The sequence below is a fragment of the Streptomyces sp. NBC_01237 genome (genome assembly GCF_035917275.1).
Classification (GTDB): Bacteria; Actinomycetota; Actinomycetes; order Streptomycetales; family Streptomycetaceae; genus Streptomyces.
In genome coordinates this window covers 1,306,686-1,320,817 of sequence record NZ_CP108509.1, presented here as the reverse complement: position 1 = coordinate 1,320,817, position 14,132 = coordinate 1,306,686, and the positions used below count along the sequence as shown (strand labels likewise).

General features: G+C 68.7%; 12 protein-coding genes. 7 read left to right on the top strand and 5 right to left on the bottom strand.

Going from position 1 to position 14,132, the window contains the following annotated elements; genetic code table 11:
- Nucleotides 1-138: 138 nt before the first annotated feature.
- Nucleotides 139-474, top strand: coding sequence for a lysine transporter LysE (locus OG251_RS41945; RefSeq protein ID WP_124721702.1), 336 nt, complete (start codon nt 139-141; stop codon nt 472-474).
- A gap of 35 nt (nt 475-509) precedes the next feature.
- Here the strand turns inward: OG251_RS41945 and OG251_RS41940 are convergent, their stop codons facing one another.
- The gene (locus OG251_RS41940) at nt 510-1,721 is read right to left on the bottom strand and encodes an IS110 family transposase (protein WP_326674933.1); all 1,212 of its coding nucleotides are present in this window, start codon (nt 1,719-1,721) and stop codon (nt 510-512) included.
- Nucleotides 1,722-2,124: 403 nt separating this feature from the next.
- A complete protein-coding gene (locus OG251_RS41935) occupies nt 2,125-2,478 on the bottom strand; it encodes a tetratricopeptide repeat protein (RefSeq protein ID WP_326682522.1) in 354 nt (117 codons plus the stop codon).
- Nucleotides 2,479-2,632: 154 nt separating this feature from the next.
- On the opposite strand from OG251_RS41935, the gene OG251_RS41930 reads away from it, so the two are divergent.
- The 5 genes from OG251_RS41930 to OG251_RS41910 all read left to right on the top strand — a co-directional run bounded on the left by OG251_RS41930 (nt 2,633) and on the right by OG251_RS41910 (nt 7,983).
- Nucleotides 2,633-3,598, top strand: a complete 966-nt coding sequence (locus tag OG251_RS41930; RefSeq protein ID WP_326682521.1) for a pirin family protein — start codon at nt 2,633-2,635, stop codon at nt 3,596-3,598.
- A gap of 1,517 nt (nt 3,599-5,115) precedes the next feature.
- On the top strand, nt 5,116-5,319 hold the full coding sequence (locus OG251_RS41925) for a cold-shock protein (protein ID WP_326682520.1): 204 nt from the start codon (nt 5,116-5,118) through the stop codon (nt 5,317-5,319).
- 326 nt (nt 5,320-5,645) lie between these two features.
- Nucleotides 5,646-7,166, top strand: a complete 1,521-nt coding sequence (locus OG251_RS41920; protein ID WP_326682519.1) for a DEAD/DEAH box helicase — start codon at nt 5,646-5,648, stop codon at nt 7,164-7,166.
- Between the two features lie 46 nt (nt 7,167-7,212).
- Nucleotides 7,213-7,617, top strand: a complete 405-nt coding sequence (locus tag OG251_RS41915) for a CBS domain-containing protein (protein ID WP_326682518.1) — start codon at nt 7,213-7,215, stop codon at nt 7,615-7,617.
- A 48-nt stretch (nt 7,618-7,665) separates the two neighbouring features.
- Nucleotides 7,666-7,983 (top strand): SCO5918 family protein, encoded by a 318-nt coding sequence (locus OG251_RS41910; RefSeq protein WP_326682517.1) that lies wholly within the window; start codon nt 7,666-7,668, stop codon nt 7,981-7,983.
- A 510-nt stretch (nt 7,984-8,493) separates the two neighbouring features.
- Here OG251_RS41910 and OG251_RS41905 read toward each other — a convergent pair.
- On the bottom strand, nt 8,494-8,886 hold the full coding sequence (locus OG251_RS41905; RefSeq protein WP_326682516.1) for an ATP-binding protein: 393 nt from the start codon (nt 8,884-8,886) through the stop codon (nt 8,494-8,496).
- An 871-nt stretch (nt 8,887-9,757) separates the two neighbouring features.
- Here OG251_RS41905 and OG251_RS41900 point away from each other — a divergent pair.
- Nucleotides 9,758-10,078: a MerR family transcriptional regulator gene (locus OG251_RS41900; RefSeq protein ID WP_326682515.1), complete on the top strand. Its 321-nt coding sequence runs from the start codon at nt 9,758-9,760 to the stop codon at nt 10,076-10,078.
- Nucleotides 10,079-11,221: 1,143 nt separating this feature from the next.
- Here the strand turns inward: OG251_RS41900 and OG251_RS41895 are convergent.
- Together OG251_RS41895 and OG251_RS41890 are read right to left on the bottom strand one after the other, a co-directional pair.
- Nucleotides 11,222-11,461 carry a hypothetical protein gene (locus tag OG251_RS41895; RefSeq protein ID WP_326682514.1) on the bottom strand — a complete coding sequence of 80 codons (240 nt, stop codon included), beginning with the start codon at nt 11,459-11,461 and terminating at the stop codon, nt 11,222-11,224.
- Nucleotides 11,462-12,012: 551 nt separating this feature from the next.
- Nucleotides 12,013-13,572, bottom strand: a complete 1,560-nt coding sequence (locus OG251_RS41890; RefSeq protein ID WP_326682513.1) for an RICIN domain-containing protein — start codon at nt 13,570-13,572, stop codon at nt 12,013-12,015.
- Nucleotides 13,573-14,132: the final 560 nt, after the last annotated feature.

The following is a 14,132-nucleotide window of genomic DNA, read 5'->3' as shown; positions in this document are numbered from 1 at the left end:
TGCCTCTATGTCCTTCGTCAAGGTGTGACCGTGTGCCGCAGTAGGCGACTCTTGAGCACCCCGGCAACCATTCCGGCTCGGCGGGGGTCCTCCATACCAGGCCCCGCTCGGGGCCTCGACGCAAGAGGGAGGAGCGTCATGGGGGTCCGCAGGGCAGCGAAAGGCGTCGGCGACTTCCTGGTCGAGGCGCTGGGAGAAGCCGTCGCCGAGGTGATCCTCAGCCTGCTCGCCTGTGCCCTGCTCGGCTGCCTGGCTCTGATCGCCTACCTGAGCTGGTCCCTCAGCCCGCGCTTCACCATCGCGGGGGCTGGGCTGCTCAGCCTCCTCCTCGCCCACGGCGCCTGGCAGACCTTCCGCACCCCCGCGAAGGGGCGCCGTCGGGGCCTCGCCGCCCTGACCGCTGTCGGTTTCACCGTGACCGCCATGACGGCCCTCTTCCTGCTGCTCTACTCCACAGGATGCGACTGCCTGTGAGGCCGTTTGGTTCAGCTACGCAAGTCCGAGGCTGGTCATGCGGTAGCTGTTTCGGGGACGCGTGACTCGTAGAAGGTGCCGTCGCGGAGCATGGCGAACAGGACGCTGATGCGTTGGCGGGCGAGGCGGAGGAGGGCTTGGGTATGGGTCTTGCCGCGGGCGCGTTGCTTGTCGTAGTAGGCGCGGGAGGTCGGATCGGCGTTCATGCAGGCGAAGGCGGACAGGAACATCGCCCGTTTGAGCTGCCGGTTGCCGCCTCGGGGTGCGTGTTCGCCGTGGATCGAGGTGCCCGACGACTTCGTCGTCGGCGCGAGGCCGGCGTAGGAGGCGAGGTGGGCGGCGGTGGGGAAGCTGGTGCCGTCGCCGACGGTGACCAGCAGGACAGCGGCGGTCCTGACGCCGACGCCGGGCATCGAGGTCAGGACCTGGGAAAGAGGGTGGGCCTCCAGCAGGGCGTTGATCTGGGCCTCCATCGCCCGGCGCTGGGTGTGCACGGCGGTCAGGGAAGCGGCCAGGGAGGGCACGACGATGTCCAGGGTGCTGGTGCCAGGGACGACGACGGTCTGCTCATCGAGCGCGTCGAAGACCTCGTCGATCAGCCGGGCGGCCATGCGTGGGGCCTTCGGGCGGATCAGTTCCACGAGTCTGCGGCGGCCGGCCTTGCGCAGGGCGGCCGGGGAGCCGTAACGCTCCAGGAGCCAGGTGACGGCCTGGTGGTCCAGGCGCGGTCCCAGGACGCGTTCCAGGGAGGGGTGGAACTGGGTGAGCAGGCCGCGTATCCGGTTGGAGGTGCGGGTGGCCTCGGCGGCCAGGTCCTGGTCGAAGCCGGTCAGCACGGTCAGCTCGGCGGTGATCTCGTCGGTCAGTTCCAGCGAGCGCAGGGTGTGCGGCATGGTCCGCGCGGCATCGGCGATGACGGCCGCGTCCTTGGCGTCGGTCTTGGCCTCTCCGGGGTAGAGGTCGGCGATCCGGCGCATGGACAGGCCGGGCAGGTAGGCGACGCGGCAGCCGGCGTCGCGTGCGACGGTCAGCGGCAGGGCACCGATGGAGGCGGGCTGGTCCACGATGACCAGGACGGTGCCGAACTTCGCGGTCAGCTTGTCGAAGACGGCCCGCAGTTTCGGTTCGCTGTTGGGTAGCGGCTTGTCGAAGACCTTCTTGCCCGCCGGCGTCAGCCCATGGCCGTGGTGAGCGGACTTGCCGACGTCCAAACCGAGGAACACGCCCACGTCTTCGATCTCGAACATCGTGCCCTTTCCAGGGTGTTGACGGTGCTGGCCTCGGCTCGGGTGTCGTGCTCGCGCATCCACGTTATGCAGACCTACCGCCCGCGAACTGTCCGGCATTGCGCCGGACCGGACGGTGGCCGGACCTCTGATCAGCGTCTCCGACGAACACCCCCGGGCCCGGTGACACCACCCCCCAGGTCATTCCTTCGACAGGGGGACACAGTCATGCCGAGCCCGGAGGCCAGCGGCCCCGTTGCAGGACCGCGAAAAAGATAACGGGGGCGCCGTGGTGCTGGGCCGCTGCCCACCACCACGGCCGGGCCGAGGCGGGCCCGGGGACGCTCCGGCCCGCCCCTGTATCACCCGGGCTCCCGCTCCGGACGAGGCCGCCTTCGCCTTCGCTTTCGCCGTCGGCTTCGGCTCAGGAAGTGCCGGAGTCGAAGTCGCCGGTCAGCGCGGCAGCCATCCTCAGATGCGGCGCGGCCTCGCTGTGCCGCCCCTGGCGCTCCAGGGTGCGCCCCAGCATGAGGCGCGCGTAGTCCTCCACCGGGTCCCGCTCCAGTACGGCGCGCAGCTCGGCCTCGGCCTTGCCGAGTCGGGCGGAGTGGTAGTAGGCGCGGGCCAGAAGCAGCCGCGGGGCGACCTGCTCCGGCACCTCCTCGACCAGCCCGCCCAGAATCCGGGCCGCCGTCAGGTACTCCTTGGCCTCGAAGAACATCTGTGCCCGGTCCCACCGGTCGGCGGCCGTGCCGAACTCGTAATAGGTCTCGCTCACGTGTCCTCCTTCTGTTTCCTTCCGGCGCGGGCCGCCCGAGGGCTCCGTCCGCGTTCGCTCAGGGATGAGAACACAGCATAGTGGTTTAACATTCCACTAAATTTTCGGCGTGGGGACCCGGCCTCCGCGCCCGTACGGGAATAGGTTGTGCGCCATGAGCAATCTCGATCGCCAGGCCGCACTCTCCGTCTGCGGAGGGCGGGGCTTCGTCGTCGCCGAACCGGTGCGTGAACTCCTCACCCCGCGCCGCGTCCAGCTCGGCGAGTCCACCGAGGTGCGCCGCCTGCTGCCCAACCTGGGGCGACGCATGGTCGGCGCCTGGGCCTTCGTGGACCACTACGGCCCCGACGACATCGCCGGCGAGCCCGGCATGCAGGTACCGCCCCACCCCCACATGGGGCTGCAGACGGTCAGCTGGCTCCACGACGGCGAGGTTCTGCACCGCGACAGTCTGGGCAGTCTCCAGACGGTGCGCCCCCGCGAGTTGGGTCTGATGACCTCGGGCCGGGCCATCAGCCATTCCGAGGAAAGCCCCAAGTCGCACGCCAGGCTTCTGCACGGTGCCCAGCTCTGGGTGGCCCTGCCCGAAGCCCACCGCAGCGTCGAGCCGCACTTCCAGCACCACGTGGACCTGCCCACCGTCACGGCGCCCGGCCTCACCGCCACCGTGATCCTGGGCGAACTCGACGGTGCGGTCTCGCCGGGCACCGCCTACACCCCGATCGTCGGCGCGGACCTGGCGCTGGCGCAGGGTGCCCAGGCCCGGTTGCCGCTGGACCCGGACTTCGAGTACGCGGTTCTGTCCATGTCCGGCGAGGCGGAGGTCGACGGCGTACCCGTCCTGCCGGGCTCGATGCTCTACCTGGGCTGCGGCCGCTCCGAACTGCCGGTGCGCGCGCTCTCCGATGCTGGGCTGATGCTCCTCGGGGGCGAGCCGTTCGAGGAGGAGATCGTCATGTTCTGGAACTGGATCGGACGCTCCCAGGAGGACATCGCACAGGCCCGAGAGGACTGGATGAACGGGACCCGCTTCGGCGAGGTGAAGGGCTATGACGGCCCTCCGATTCCAGCTCCGGAGCTGCCTGTGGTGCCGCTGAAGGCGCGGGGGAGGGTGCGCTGAGCTGGGGTGTTCGCCCGAACTGGCCTCAGGCTGGCTGGCTTCGGACAAATTCCGTTTCTGGTCGACTCGTAGCTGCTCACTTGGCCCTTGGCGTGCGCTGCGGATCTTGGATGCGACTCCCGTGCAGAGCAGGGTGTGGTGACGTTTGATGGTACGAATGCTGACTCGATGCTGACTTTGCTGACGAGTAGTCATCTATCTGGTGGTGGTCCGCGCCATACCGTCGCGACAGGAGTGCGCGGGGTCGAGGCTCCGCCCGCAAGGCGGTCCCGTACATGGAGCAGGGTCGTGGCGTGTGTTGCGTCGCGCGCGATGGGCAACGGTCGACTCCGCGCCTACGCTGATTCAGCGAATTGTGGGCAGTCGACAAAGAACGCCTTCTCGGCTTCCCGTTCGTGACGGGACCGCGTCTGCGTGCGGGATCATGATGCGAGTGGCCGAGTTCGCGAGGATGCCGTCGGAGAAGCTGCATTGGTCGGCCTCATCGTGTCACCCGTCTGAGCGGTTGATCGCGGGCTGCCGCAGAGCTGGGTTTGTGGGGCGGATCGCTACTGTGCCAGCTGCCTCCACCGTCTGCAGGGAACGCGATGCGGCGCAGTAATGGCGCACTCGCATCGTTGCCGGTGGGGTGATTCGCCCGCGCGGCGAGCACACGCCACCCCCGGTCGTCACCAAGGCTCTCGGCTACACGGACTGCACCACCGGCCAACGTCGCAACTCAGGTCGGGGCACCCTGGGGCGTGCCGGAGCGCGGTGACCCGGGCTGATTGGGCTGAGATGCCCGCCCGGCGACCACTCGCGGTGAGCACTCGACTCCCCGGTTCTGCATACGCGACACCGGAACATGCGGGCCTACCAGCCAACCGGCTGCCGTGGCCGCGTCCGCTGGTGCCGTAGCGCGTTGGTTACCAGGAGTCCGGCGCCTCGCCGGGATGGCCCCGCGTTGACTGCCCCTTCCGATCCGGACAGCGGCCGTGCTGCCTCATGCGATGGCCGCGTGACCGCCCGCCGAATGCCTTGGCCCCGGCCCGGGGATCCGGCGCACGGCGTCCGCGCCTACCAGATCGGGAATCCGGTGCCGCGCAGAAGCTGTGCTGCGCGGCCCTGGTCTGTGTCGGGACTGGCACACGGATTGGTTGGGCCGTCGTCCGGCAGGACAGTGCCACCGCAGTAGTTGTGCTGCCGAGCTGCAAAACGTCGACCGCTTCTCCTGGAACGCTGCGCTCGGGGTGGATTAATATCTATGACCGCCGGATGAGGGTTTAATGTGCCGCGCTGGCAGTGTGTTTACCGCAACGAACAGAGTGGAATTATTGACCGTACATAGGTCGCTACCGCATGCTACTGTCGATCCCAGTTGCAGTTGTGGTTCCCAAAAAACTTCAACGCCCCTGCCGGTGTTTTCAGCCGCGGGAAGCGTTTTGTATTTCCGGTCATTCTCCGGGCGGGGCATCATCGCGGCGACCCGGTGTCCGTGGATTGCGGGTTCCGGCGTACTGCCCCAAAGGAGATATGACATGGCGTCAGGCACTGTGAAGTGGTTCAACGCGGCCAAGGGTTTCGGCTTCATCGAGCAGGACGGTGGCGGCGCTGACGTGTTCGCCCACTTCTCGAACATCGCCGCCCAGGGCTTCCGTGAGCTGATCGAAGGCCAGAAGGTCACCTTCGACATCGCGTCGGGCCAGAAGGGCCCGACGGCCGAGAACATCGTTCCCGCCTGACGCTGACGCGTACTTCGTAGCTGGGGCCCGCATCCCTCGGGGTGCGGGCCCCAGCTACGGGCATTTCCCGCATGAGTGTCACCTGCGGGACATACGCCGCCCGCAGGATCTTCTCCCAGGGTGCTCGCTCTTTCGGAGCTGTATCCCGTCGACGTCCTGGATTTCACGTCCGCATGGCGTCACCAATTTTGCCGTCTGCGCCCCGCCGGGTTCGCCGCAGGCGAGATTTTACTTTCGCATTCTTTTCGGCCCGTTCTTGTGATTCCCCGCGCTGTTCTTCCGCTGCGGGAATTCCTTGATACGTGCCGTATCAAGGAAGGTTCTGAATGAACCCCACACGTACGAATGACCGCTCCTCCCGCACCCGCAGCCGTACCGGCGGTCCCGCTTCCGGCTCCGGCGCCGGTTCGTACCGGGGCAGCCGCTTCGGCTCGCCCGCCCCGAGCCGTTCCGGAGCGCCGAACCGCCAGGGCGGCCACGGCCGGCGGCCCGCGACGGCCTCGGGCGAGTTCGCCCTCCCGAAGACGATCACTCCCGCGCTGCCCGCCGTTGAGACGTTCGCCGACCTCGACATGCCCGAGCAGCTGCTGGCCTCGCTCACCGTGCAAGGCATGAGCGTCCCGTTCCCGATTCAGGGCGCGACCCTGCCCAACACCCTCGCGGGCCGCGATGTCCTCGGCCGGGGGCGCACCGGCTCCGGCAAGACCCTCGCCTTCGGCCTGGCCCTGCTGGCCCGCACCACCGGGCAGCGTGCCGAGCCCTGCCAGCCGCTCGCCCTCGTCCTCGTGCCCACGCGTGAACTGGCACAGCAGGTGACCGACGCTCTTACCCCCTACGCCCGCTCGGTGAGGCTGCGCCTGGCCACTGTCGTCGGGGGAATGCCGATCGGCAGGCAGGTCAGTTCACTGCGCCGTGGTGCCGAAGTCGTCGTCGCGACGCCGGGCCGCCTCAAGGACCTCATCGACCGGGGTGACTGCCGGCTGAACCAGGTCGCGATCACCGTCCTCGACGAGGCCGACCAGATGGCCGACATGGGTTTCATGCCGCAGGTCACCGCGCTCCTGGACCAGGTACGCCCCGAGGGCCAGCGGATGCTGTTCTCCGCAACCCTCGACCGCAACGTCGATCTCCTGGTCCGCCGCTACCTCACCGACCCGGTGGTGCACTCCGTCGACCCGTCCGCAGCCGCGGTCACCACGATGGAGCACCACGTCCTGCACATCCACGGCACTGACAAGCACCGGACGACGACACAGATCGCGGCGCGCGAGGGCCGGGTGATCATGTTCCTGGACACCAAGCACGCCGTCGACCGGCTCACCCAGGATCTTCTGAACAGCGGGGTGCGGGCAGCGGCCCTGCACGGTGGGAAGTCGCAGCCGCAGCGCACCCGGACCCTGGCCCAGTTCAAGACCGGGCACGTCACTGTGCTCGTCGCGACGAACGTCGCGGCACGCGGCATCCACGTCGACAACCTTGACCTCGTCGTCAACGTCGACCCGCCCACCGACCACAAGGACTACCTCCACCGCGGCGGCCGCACCGCGCGGGCAGGGGAGTCCGGCAGCGTCGTCACCCTGGTCACCCCCAACCAGCGCCGCGACATGACCCGCCTCATGGCCGCCGCCGGCATCGTCCCCCAGACCACCCCGGTCCGCTCCGGGGAAGAGGCACTCAGCCGGATCACCGGTGCCCAGACCCCCTCCGGCATTCCCGTGACGATCACCGCGCCGGTAGCCGAGCGGCGTCAGCGCAGCCGCAGCGCGGCCTCCCGCGGCCGGCGCAGCCCCGCTTCCGCTGCCCGGCGCACGATCGTGCGGCAGTCCTCCTTCGATTCGGCGGCCTAGAACCTTCGTGATCAGGAAACTGACCCATCTCTGCAGGAGGCACATTTTGACGCTGGTTCAGATGCAACCCCGCTCGGAGAGCGCCACCCTCGCGCACAGGACGGTGGCCGACGCCATGGACACGGCCGGACCGCAGGTCTGCGACGACATGACCATCGAGGTGGCCCTGTCCGTCATGGCCAGTGCCCGCACCGGGCACCTGCTCGTCTGCGACAACGACGGCCTGTGCACTGGACTGGTCACCCAGGCCCAGCTCGCCACCGCCCGTGACAGCTCCGCATACACGGACAGGGTTCAGCTGCGCGACATGCTCGACAACCGCGGGCCGTTCACCTCACCCGTGACCACGGTCGCCGATGCCCAGCACGCGATGGGCGGCCGCCGGCTCGGTGTCCAACCGGTCGTCGACGAGCAGGGCAGTGCTCCGGGCGTCCTCGCCCTTGCTCGCTGAACCGCCTCACCGCGGCAGAACCCTCTCTTCTTCTCCCTGTGAGGCATCATGCGCTGTGTCATCGCCCGCTTCCCGTTCGACCTCACCAGGAACGGCGTCCTGGAATCCATGAAGGGCGTCAAGCCCGAACAGGTCATCGGCGAGTCCGTGATCATCGGCCGCCGTACCTACCCTGTCAAGCAGGTCGGGCAGGTCCTCACGCACCAGGACCGCCGCGATTTCAGCGCCGGCGAAATCCTCCGCGCCATGAGCCGACTCGGCTTCACCTGCTCCAGTACTCTCCGTACTGCCGCACCCGGACCTGGGCGGGCCCTCAGCCCGTTCCACCAGGCTTCCGCGATGCTCGGGGCCCCTGCCGCCGTCTGACCGGCGGGCAGGCGTGAACCGCCACCAAGCAGCAGTGAGGGTCCGACCGGCAGCGCCGGTCGGACCCTCATCGCGTGCCGAGACGTTTGACGAGCGCACAGCGGCGGGGCGAGTGCACAAAGTAGCTGAAGACGCCCATGGTCTTGTCCAGCCGTCTGTCCTGCCGAAGGTCCGCCAGGTCGTTCCCGTCGCGCATTGACGGGCGTGACCCGGTGGCCTGGCGGGACCAGATCGGACCGGTCCCCGCCGACGACCGGCGTGGGATGACGTGCCCGCTCGCGCTGAACGCAGATCTCGTGGACCTGGATCGACGGGCCCGGACCGTGGGAGCGTGTCCCGCTGACCGCGTTCGGGCACGCCGCCCGCTGATGGGTGCAGGAACAAGACGGCGGCGGCCAGGTCGGGCTGCTACTGGCTACCGCGTCGGGCGGTGGTGTCCGGTCCGGTTGTGCACGTACCTCTCTGTGGGAAGCAGCCGGTACACCCGCCCGCGCCCCGGGTGCTCCGGTGCTACCGGGGGAGGAAGGCGGTGATGGTCTTGCCGCCGGCTGCCTGGTGGGTGATGGCGGTGGTGCGGGCGAGGTGGTTGACCATGGGCCATCCGAAGCCCCCCGTGCCGCCGGTCAGGTCGGGGGTGCGGACGCGTGGTGCCTGCGGGCTGGAGTCGTGCACGGCGACTTCGACGCTGTCGGGGTGCGTGGTGAGGTTCAGGGTGCAGGTGCCGCCGCCGTGGCGCAGGGCGTTGGTGACGAGTTCGGAGACGACCAGGACCACGGTGTCGGCGGCCTCGGCCGCGATGGGCGGCTGCCGGAGGCTGTCGAGGAAGTTCCGAGTGTTCTCGCGTGCGTCGGCGACGGATGTCGCGGAGCGGACGGTTACGGCGTCGATGCTCATGGTGTTCATCAGGTCACCCCGGTCTCTGGATCATCATGTCCGGTTCTGCCCGTCCGGGGCTTGTGCCCGGCCTGCGGCTCGTTAACCCGGCTCGCTCCCGCCTCCCATCCCCGTTCGAGGCTGATTACCTCCCCGCTGTGCACGCCAAAATCTGTGGTGGCCGGAGTAGACATCGGGTGGTGGTGTGGTTATGGTTTCTCTCGTAGCCGAGATCGAGCAGGGCCCGGCAGAAACGAACTGCCAGGCAGTTGTACCCGTAGTTGTAGTTCGCAGTGCGGTGCGGTGGTGGAGTTCCGGAGCCAGGGTTGTTGCGGGAAGGCGACGGGACTGACGGCCGGACCGGGTGGCCCGCAGCTGTCAGGGGCCGCCGTGAGCAGTACCGCGGTATCCGCAGGTAGCAGTACACGTAAGTGCACTACCCAGCAGTGAGGTAAACGAGTAGTTCCTCGGTGAAGGCGTCGGCTGCGGGCGCGCGTGCCGGGAGGTTCGGCAGTGGGGTTCCAAGCCAGAGCGGATGCAGGACGGGCGACGGGGCTGGCTGCCGAAGAGTGTGGCGCTTTCGCAGGCCACCAGCAGTACGCAACAAAGCAGTACCAGTAGTAGGTAAGTGAGTGATCCCAGAGGGAAGAACGGAGGAGTTGACCGCCATCAGGATCGCCCGGGCGGAAGTCTTGAGCCCGGGTACCGCAGGACATCGATAGTGAGGTGGTCTCCGGTCAAGCAACCGCGATCCCCGCACACGCCCTCACCCCCGTGAGCTCGTGCGGAACAAGAAGGCCGGCGCAGCCGATCAGGGCCGGCTGATGGTGTAGCAGTTCCTTCGGGGCCCGGGTGCCACATGGCACCCGGGCCCCTCCAACGCGTTCCATGAGAGGTGCAAGTGACAGCAGACGACTCGTTCGGCCGTCTCGACGACGACGACTACCCCGCCTACACCATGGGCCGGGCCGCCGAAATGCTCGGCACCACCCAGGGCTTCCTCCGCGCCATCGGCGAAGCCCGCCTCATCACCCCACTCCGCTCCGCGGGCGGCCACCGCCGCTACTCCCGCTACCAGCTGCGCATCGCCGCCCGCGCCCGGGAACTCGTCGACCAGGGCACCCCGATCGAAGCGGCCTGCCGCATCGTCATCCTCGAAGACCAGCTGGAGGAAGCCCAGCGGATCAACGCCGAATACCGCCGCGGTACCTCGAAGCCATAGCCGTAGCGGCCGACGGGGCTCGGAGGGCCGAAGGCCCGCCAGATCTTTTGATCGTGCGCCCACTCAGCCCGCCCGGCGAGAAATCCCGTTGTGCCGCGTGGAGCACGGCGGCTATGCCGAGGGCGTGAGGGCGAACCTGCCCGGCGAAGAGGTGCGGCTGCCGGGGGCTCCCGGGATGGGCGGTGTGACGGCGTCGTCCCGGGAGCCTCCGGGGGCTGGCGCCAAACAGGGACTGGAACCCGGACGCAGCCCGCTCATCCTCTAACCCCCGGGGGCGGGTCGGGATGGTGACGCGCGGTGTGGCGGAAAGAGTCGTCACCTCAACGGTCCGTATCAGGAAAGGGACGGCGTGCCGGGGCGTGCCCGCGGCGATCTGGGTGCCCGAAGCACGGGGCGGCGCTTGTTCCTGCTGCGGTGGCCGCGTGTGTCTCCGGCATGGCGTACCGGTTTCTGGTGTGCCGACATGACACCACGATTCCGTTGAGTTGCCTGTCCGGGCGGAGTACGCCGCCGACTGCCGCGACTGCGAGGGGTCTGATGCAAACCTCGAACCGAGCCCGAAAACGACCCAGAACCTCAAACACTCACTGACGCGTCGCCGTATGCGCTTCCCGCATCACGTATCCGCGGAACAGACCCGGGTCCCGGACGACGTCGCGGCCGAACGGGCCGCGACCGGGGGCACCTCGCGCGCACAGATGATCCGCAGCCTGAACGCCGGCCTCCAGCCCGCCAGACAGTTCTCGCTTGTGCTGGGAGAGGGCGGCATTCCCGCCCGGGTGTCCCGGCCTGCCGTCCTGGTGTGGTGCGGGTGCGTGGGGGGTGCATAGGGTTGCAATCGAGGGAGACCCGCGGACACCCAGCGGCGGGACCAGCAACGGATCGCGGACGAGAGACCAGCTGCCGCTCGCCCGCAGGTAGCGGGGCCCACGCGCTGCTCCTGGTGATCAGCGCGTTGCTGGCGCAGCCGGGTGTACGGCCACGACCACGACGGCCCCCCCCCGCTCCGGCACGCTCCCGCACCAGACGTACGCCGCCCTGGTCGGCGGGCAGCGCGACGCGGACCGGCACCGGCTTGGCCGCGTCATCGGAGGCATTGGTCGCGGCCCCACGGCAAGTACACCCGCTGCAGGCTGATGAATGTCATCGCTCGGGCAGCTTGCGGCGGAAACCGTCCATCGACTTCTTCACGTCTCCGAGCTGGTCACCGAGCACCCGCATGCGCCAGTCCATGTGCTCCATCCGGGCAATGACCGTCAGCGACTCGAACGTCTGAGCCGGCTGTGCTGCACCCGCATCGCCCTCCTGCGCCCTCTTGGCCCAGTACACGGCAAGCCTTTCATAACGCTTTGCGCGTTCTGTCGCTTCTTCGTGTGCGGTCACGCAGCCCTCCCGGATCGATCCCTCTCACCGTTGTACCGACTGTGACTACGCAGCCTTGTTGGCAAGTGGCGGTGCAGCTTGTCGCTGGCCAGAGGGATGTTTCGCTGCGTAGTTGGCGAAGGTGCAGCGCGCTGGTTGGCAAGCCGCTGTCATGGGAGGTGATCGGCTTGTTTCTCGATGCTGGCTTGGGCGAGGGAGGCGGGGCCGTCCGGAGGTTCCGGGCGGCCCCGGTCTGCGAGTGTTGGTCAGACCGGTGGGAGGGGAGATTCGACCGCTCTGCGGGCGGTGAGGTGGCACTCGGCCTCCAGGGCTGCGGCCGCGCTGTGATCCGCCCGCTGCCTGCCGATCGCCAGTGGAACTCGACGCACAGGAGTTGCGCAGTCATCCCTTTTTCCTTGCCCGCCCGGGGCGTGATCGCCCGGCCGGGCGATCACGCCCCGGGCGCACGATCGTCCTGGCCGTGCGGGGGCTTCTTGAGTGCGGGCAACCGCCAGGGTTTTGAAGTCTGTGCCTGTGGGTCGTGGATCATCAGGGCCGGGGTGGGGGCTGTGTCAGGAGATGGAGAAGACCGACGCCCATTTCTGGCTGGCCGAGCCGGCGGATGCGGTGTTGGCGGTGACGGCCTGGCCCGCGGTCGCGTTGCCGTCGAGGACGAAGCCGGTGGCCGGGTTGGTCAGGGTGTAGGTGCCTGCGGAGTTCTGTGTCACCTGCCAGCGCTGGCTGGCGGCGCCGAGGTTGACGGCCTGGAGGGCTATCTGGCCGCCGGCGGTGGTCGGCGCGGTCAGGTAGAGCGGGACGGTGCAGCTGTCGTAGATCCGCACGGTGCCGTCGCCGTTGGCGACGAACTTCCAGCGCTGGGATGCCCGGGAGGTGTCCAGGGCGGCGAACTGGGCCACCGCGGAGATGGCGACGCTGCAGCCCGTGCCCCGCTGGAGGGCGACGCCACCGCCGTTGCTGAGCGCGTGGTAGGCGTTGTCACCGACGACCGTGGGGCCGTAGTTGATGGCGTACGTGTCCAGCGCGGTCAGCGCCGAGCCCGTGGTGGACAGCGGCGGCACGGCCGTCGGGCGGACGTTCTTGAACCAGTCGGCGAAGGTGGAGGGCGTGTGCGAGGCCAGAGTGGTGATGGTGCGGTCCCAGCTGCCGTCCACCTGGTTCCACAGCTGGAGCAGCGAGCCGTCCACGTTGCCCTGCACCTGGTCGCCGGTCTGCCAGCCCGCGGCAGGGGTGAACGGGTAGGACGAGCCGTCCGGGAACACGTAGCGCTGGTCGCCCAGGAGGTAGGCGGCCGCAGAGTCGGCGAAGCCCTCGGTCCAGGCGCAGGTCGCGGACGACACCAGCTGGATGTAGTGCGGGTTGCAGTTGGTGATGGTGGGCCAGGTGCCGTTGTAGAGCCGGTGTTGGAAGAAGTGGCCCGCTTCGTGGAGCAGGGTGTGCTCGGAGTCCGGGTCGGCGTCGGCCAGGTGGACGGTGTTCGACAGGTCGTAGTACGGGCCGTCGTTGGAGCCGGTCTGCCAGCGCACCGTCAGTGTGGTGCAGGTCGCGGCGTTGGTCTCGGCGGTCGTCCAGCACGGTGTGGTCGAGTTGGCCCGGCGCGACCACAGCGAGTTGACGGTGTCGAAAGCGTGCCAGGCGCGGGTCGCGGTGGTCGGTTTGACGGTGCCGAGAGCGACGTTCGCCGATACGTTCGACAGTGTCGGCGTGTCGTGGGTGTAGACCGTGCCGGTGGAGTTGGCGACCCGCCACACCTGGTTGCTGCGGGTGGCGAACCGCACGAACAGGTGGTCCATGGCGGTGGTGTTGACCGGGGTGTAGCAGAGGTTGAACGAGCCGTTGGCCGCTCCGGTCAGCTGGGTGTCGGTGTTCAGCTTGTGGTCGGTGTCGGTTGCCTGCTCCCGGCCCCAGAGCTCGACCGAGGCGTTGCGGGCGCCCCGGGTCAGAGTCGGCTTGGGGATGCCCCCCTCGGCGGACTGGTAGTCGAACTGCAGGGTGCCGCTCACGCAGATCGGCTGCGCGGCGGAAGCCGCGCCTGCCGTGAGCGGCACGAGGGCGCCGGCGGCGAGTACCGCGGGCACCAGCAGGCGGAGCAGAGCTCTGGGTCTGCCTGACATGGACGTCCTTCCGGAGGGTGCCCAGGCCCGCCGACGGCAGACCTGGCGCGAGGGGAGGCCGAGGGCTCCCGGCCCGGCCCATGAGACGCCGCCAGGTACCGGCGGTCTGAACCGTGAGCGCATCGTCGGGGCAGCACCACGCCGTCACCAGGGCGCACAGAATCACAGCCGGCAGTTGTGAGGCTCATGTGAACACCCGGCAGGGATTTTGCGTGCACACACGGTGCCCGCTCTGACCCACGCGTGCCCCTCAATCGCCGCAGCACCCTCGTCCGGATTCGCCGCTGAGCTGCGGGTGTCCGGCGGAGCAAGGAAGGCGAAGCCAGGCTGGCGAGCCGGCTGTTGAGTGCACAAAAGCCCGTGCGCCCCCCATGACCGTACGGATCGAGGCGGGCGGCCTCGGTGGGGTTCTTTGTCGTGGAAAATCCCGGCAGCTCCAGTCCGGCCTTCACCACCTTCTCCAGTGCGATAGGGATCAGGTCCGCCGGGCTGATCTTCGCCGCGGCCTCCCCGCGCACCGACTGCTCGATGATCTGCCGGGCCTTGGCCTGGCCGTACGT

Excerpts from the sequence above, each read along its gene's own strand:
- OG251_RS41945 (WP_124721702.1), top strand. The coding sequence starts at position 139 with ATGGGGGTCCGCAGGGCAGCGAAAGGCGTCGGCGACTTCCTGGTCGAG.
- OG251_RS41940 (WP_326674933.1), bottom strand. The coding sequence starts at position 1,721 with ATGTTCGAGATCGAAGACGTGGGCGTGTTCCTCGGTTTGGACGTCGGC.
- OG251_RS41930 (WP_326682521.1), top strand. The coding sequence starts at position 2,633 with ATGAGCAATCTCGATCGCCAGGCCGCACTCTCCGTCTGCGGAGGGCGG.
- OG251_RS41925 (WP_326682520.1), top strand. The coding sequence starts at position 5,116 with ATGGCGTCAGGCACTGTGAAGTGGTTCAACGCGGCCAAGGGTTTCGGC.
- OG251_RS41920 (WP_326682519.1), top strand. The coding sequence starts at position 5,646 with ATGAACCCCACACGTACGAATGACCGCTCCTCCCGCACCCGCAGCCGT.
- OG251_RS41910 (WP_326682517.1), top strand. The coding sequence starts at position 7,666 with ATGCGCTGTGTCATCGCCCGCTTCCCGTTCGACCTCACCAGGAACGGC.
- OG251_RS41905 (WP_326682516.1), bottom strand. The coding sequence starts at position 8,886 with ATGAACACCATGAGCATCGACGCCGTAACCGTCCGCTCCGCGACATCC.
- OG251_RS41890 (WP_326682513.1), bottom strand. The coding sequence starts at position 13,572 with ATGTCAGGCAGACCCAGAGCTCTGCTCCGCCTGCTGGTGCCCGCGGTA.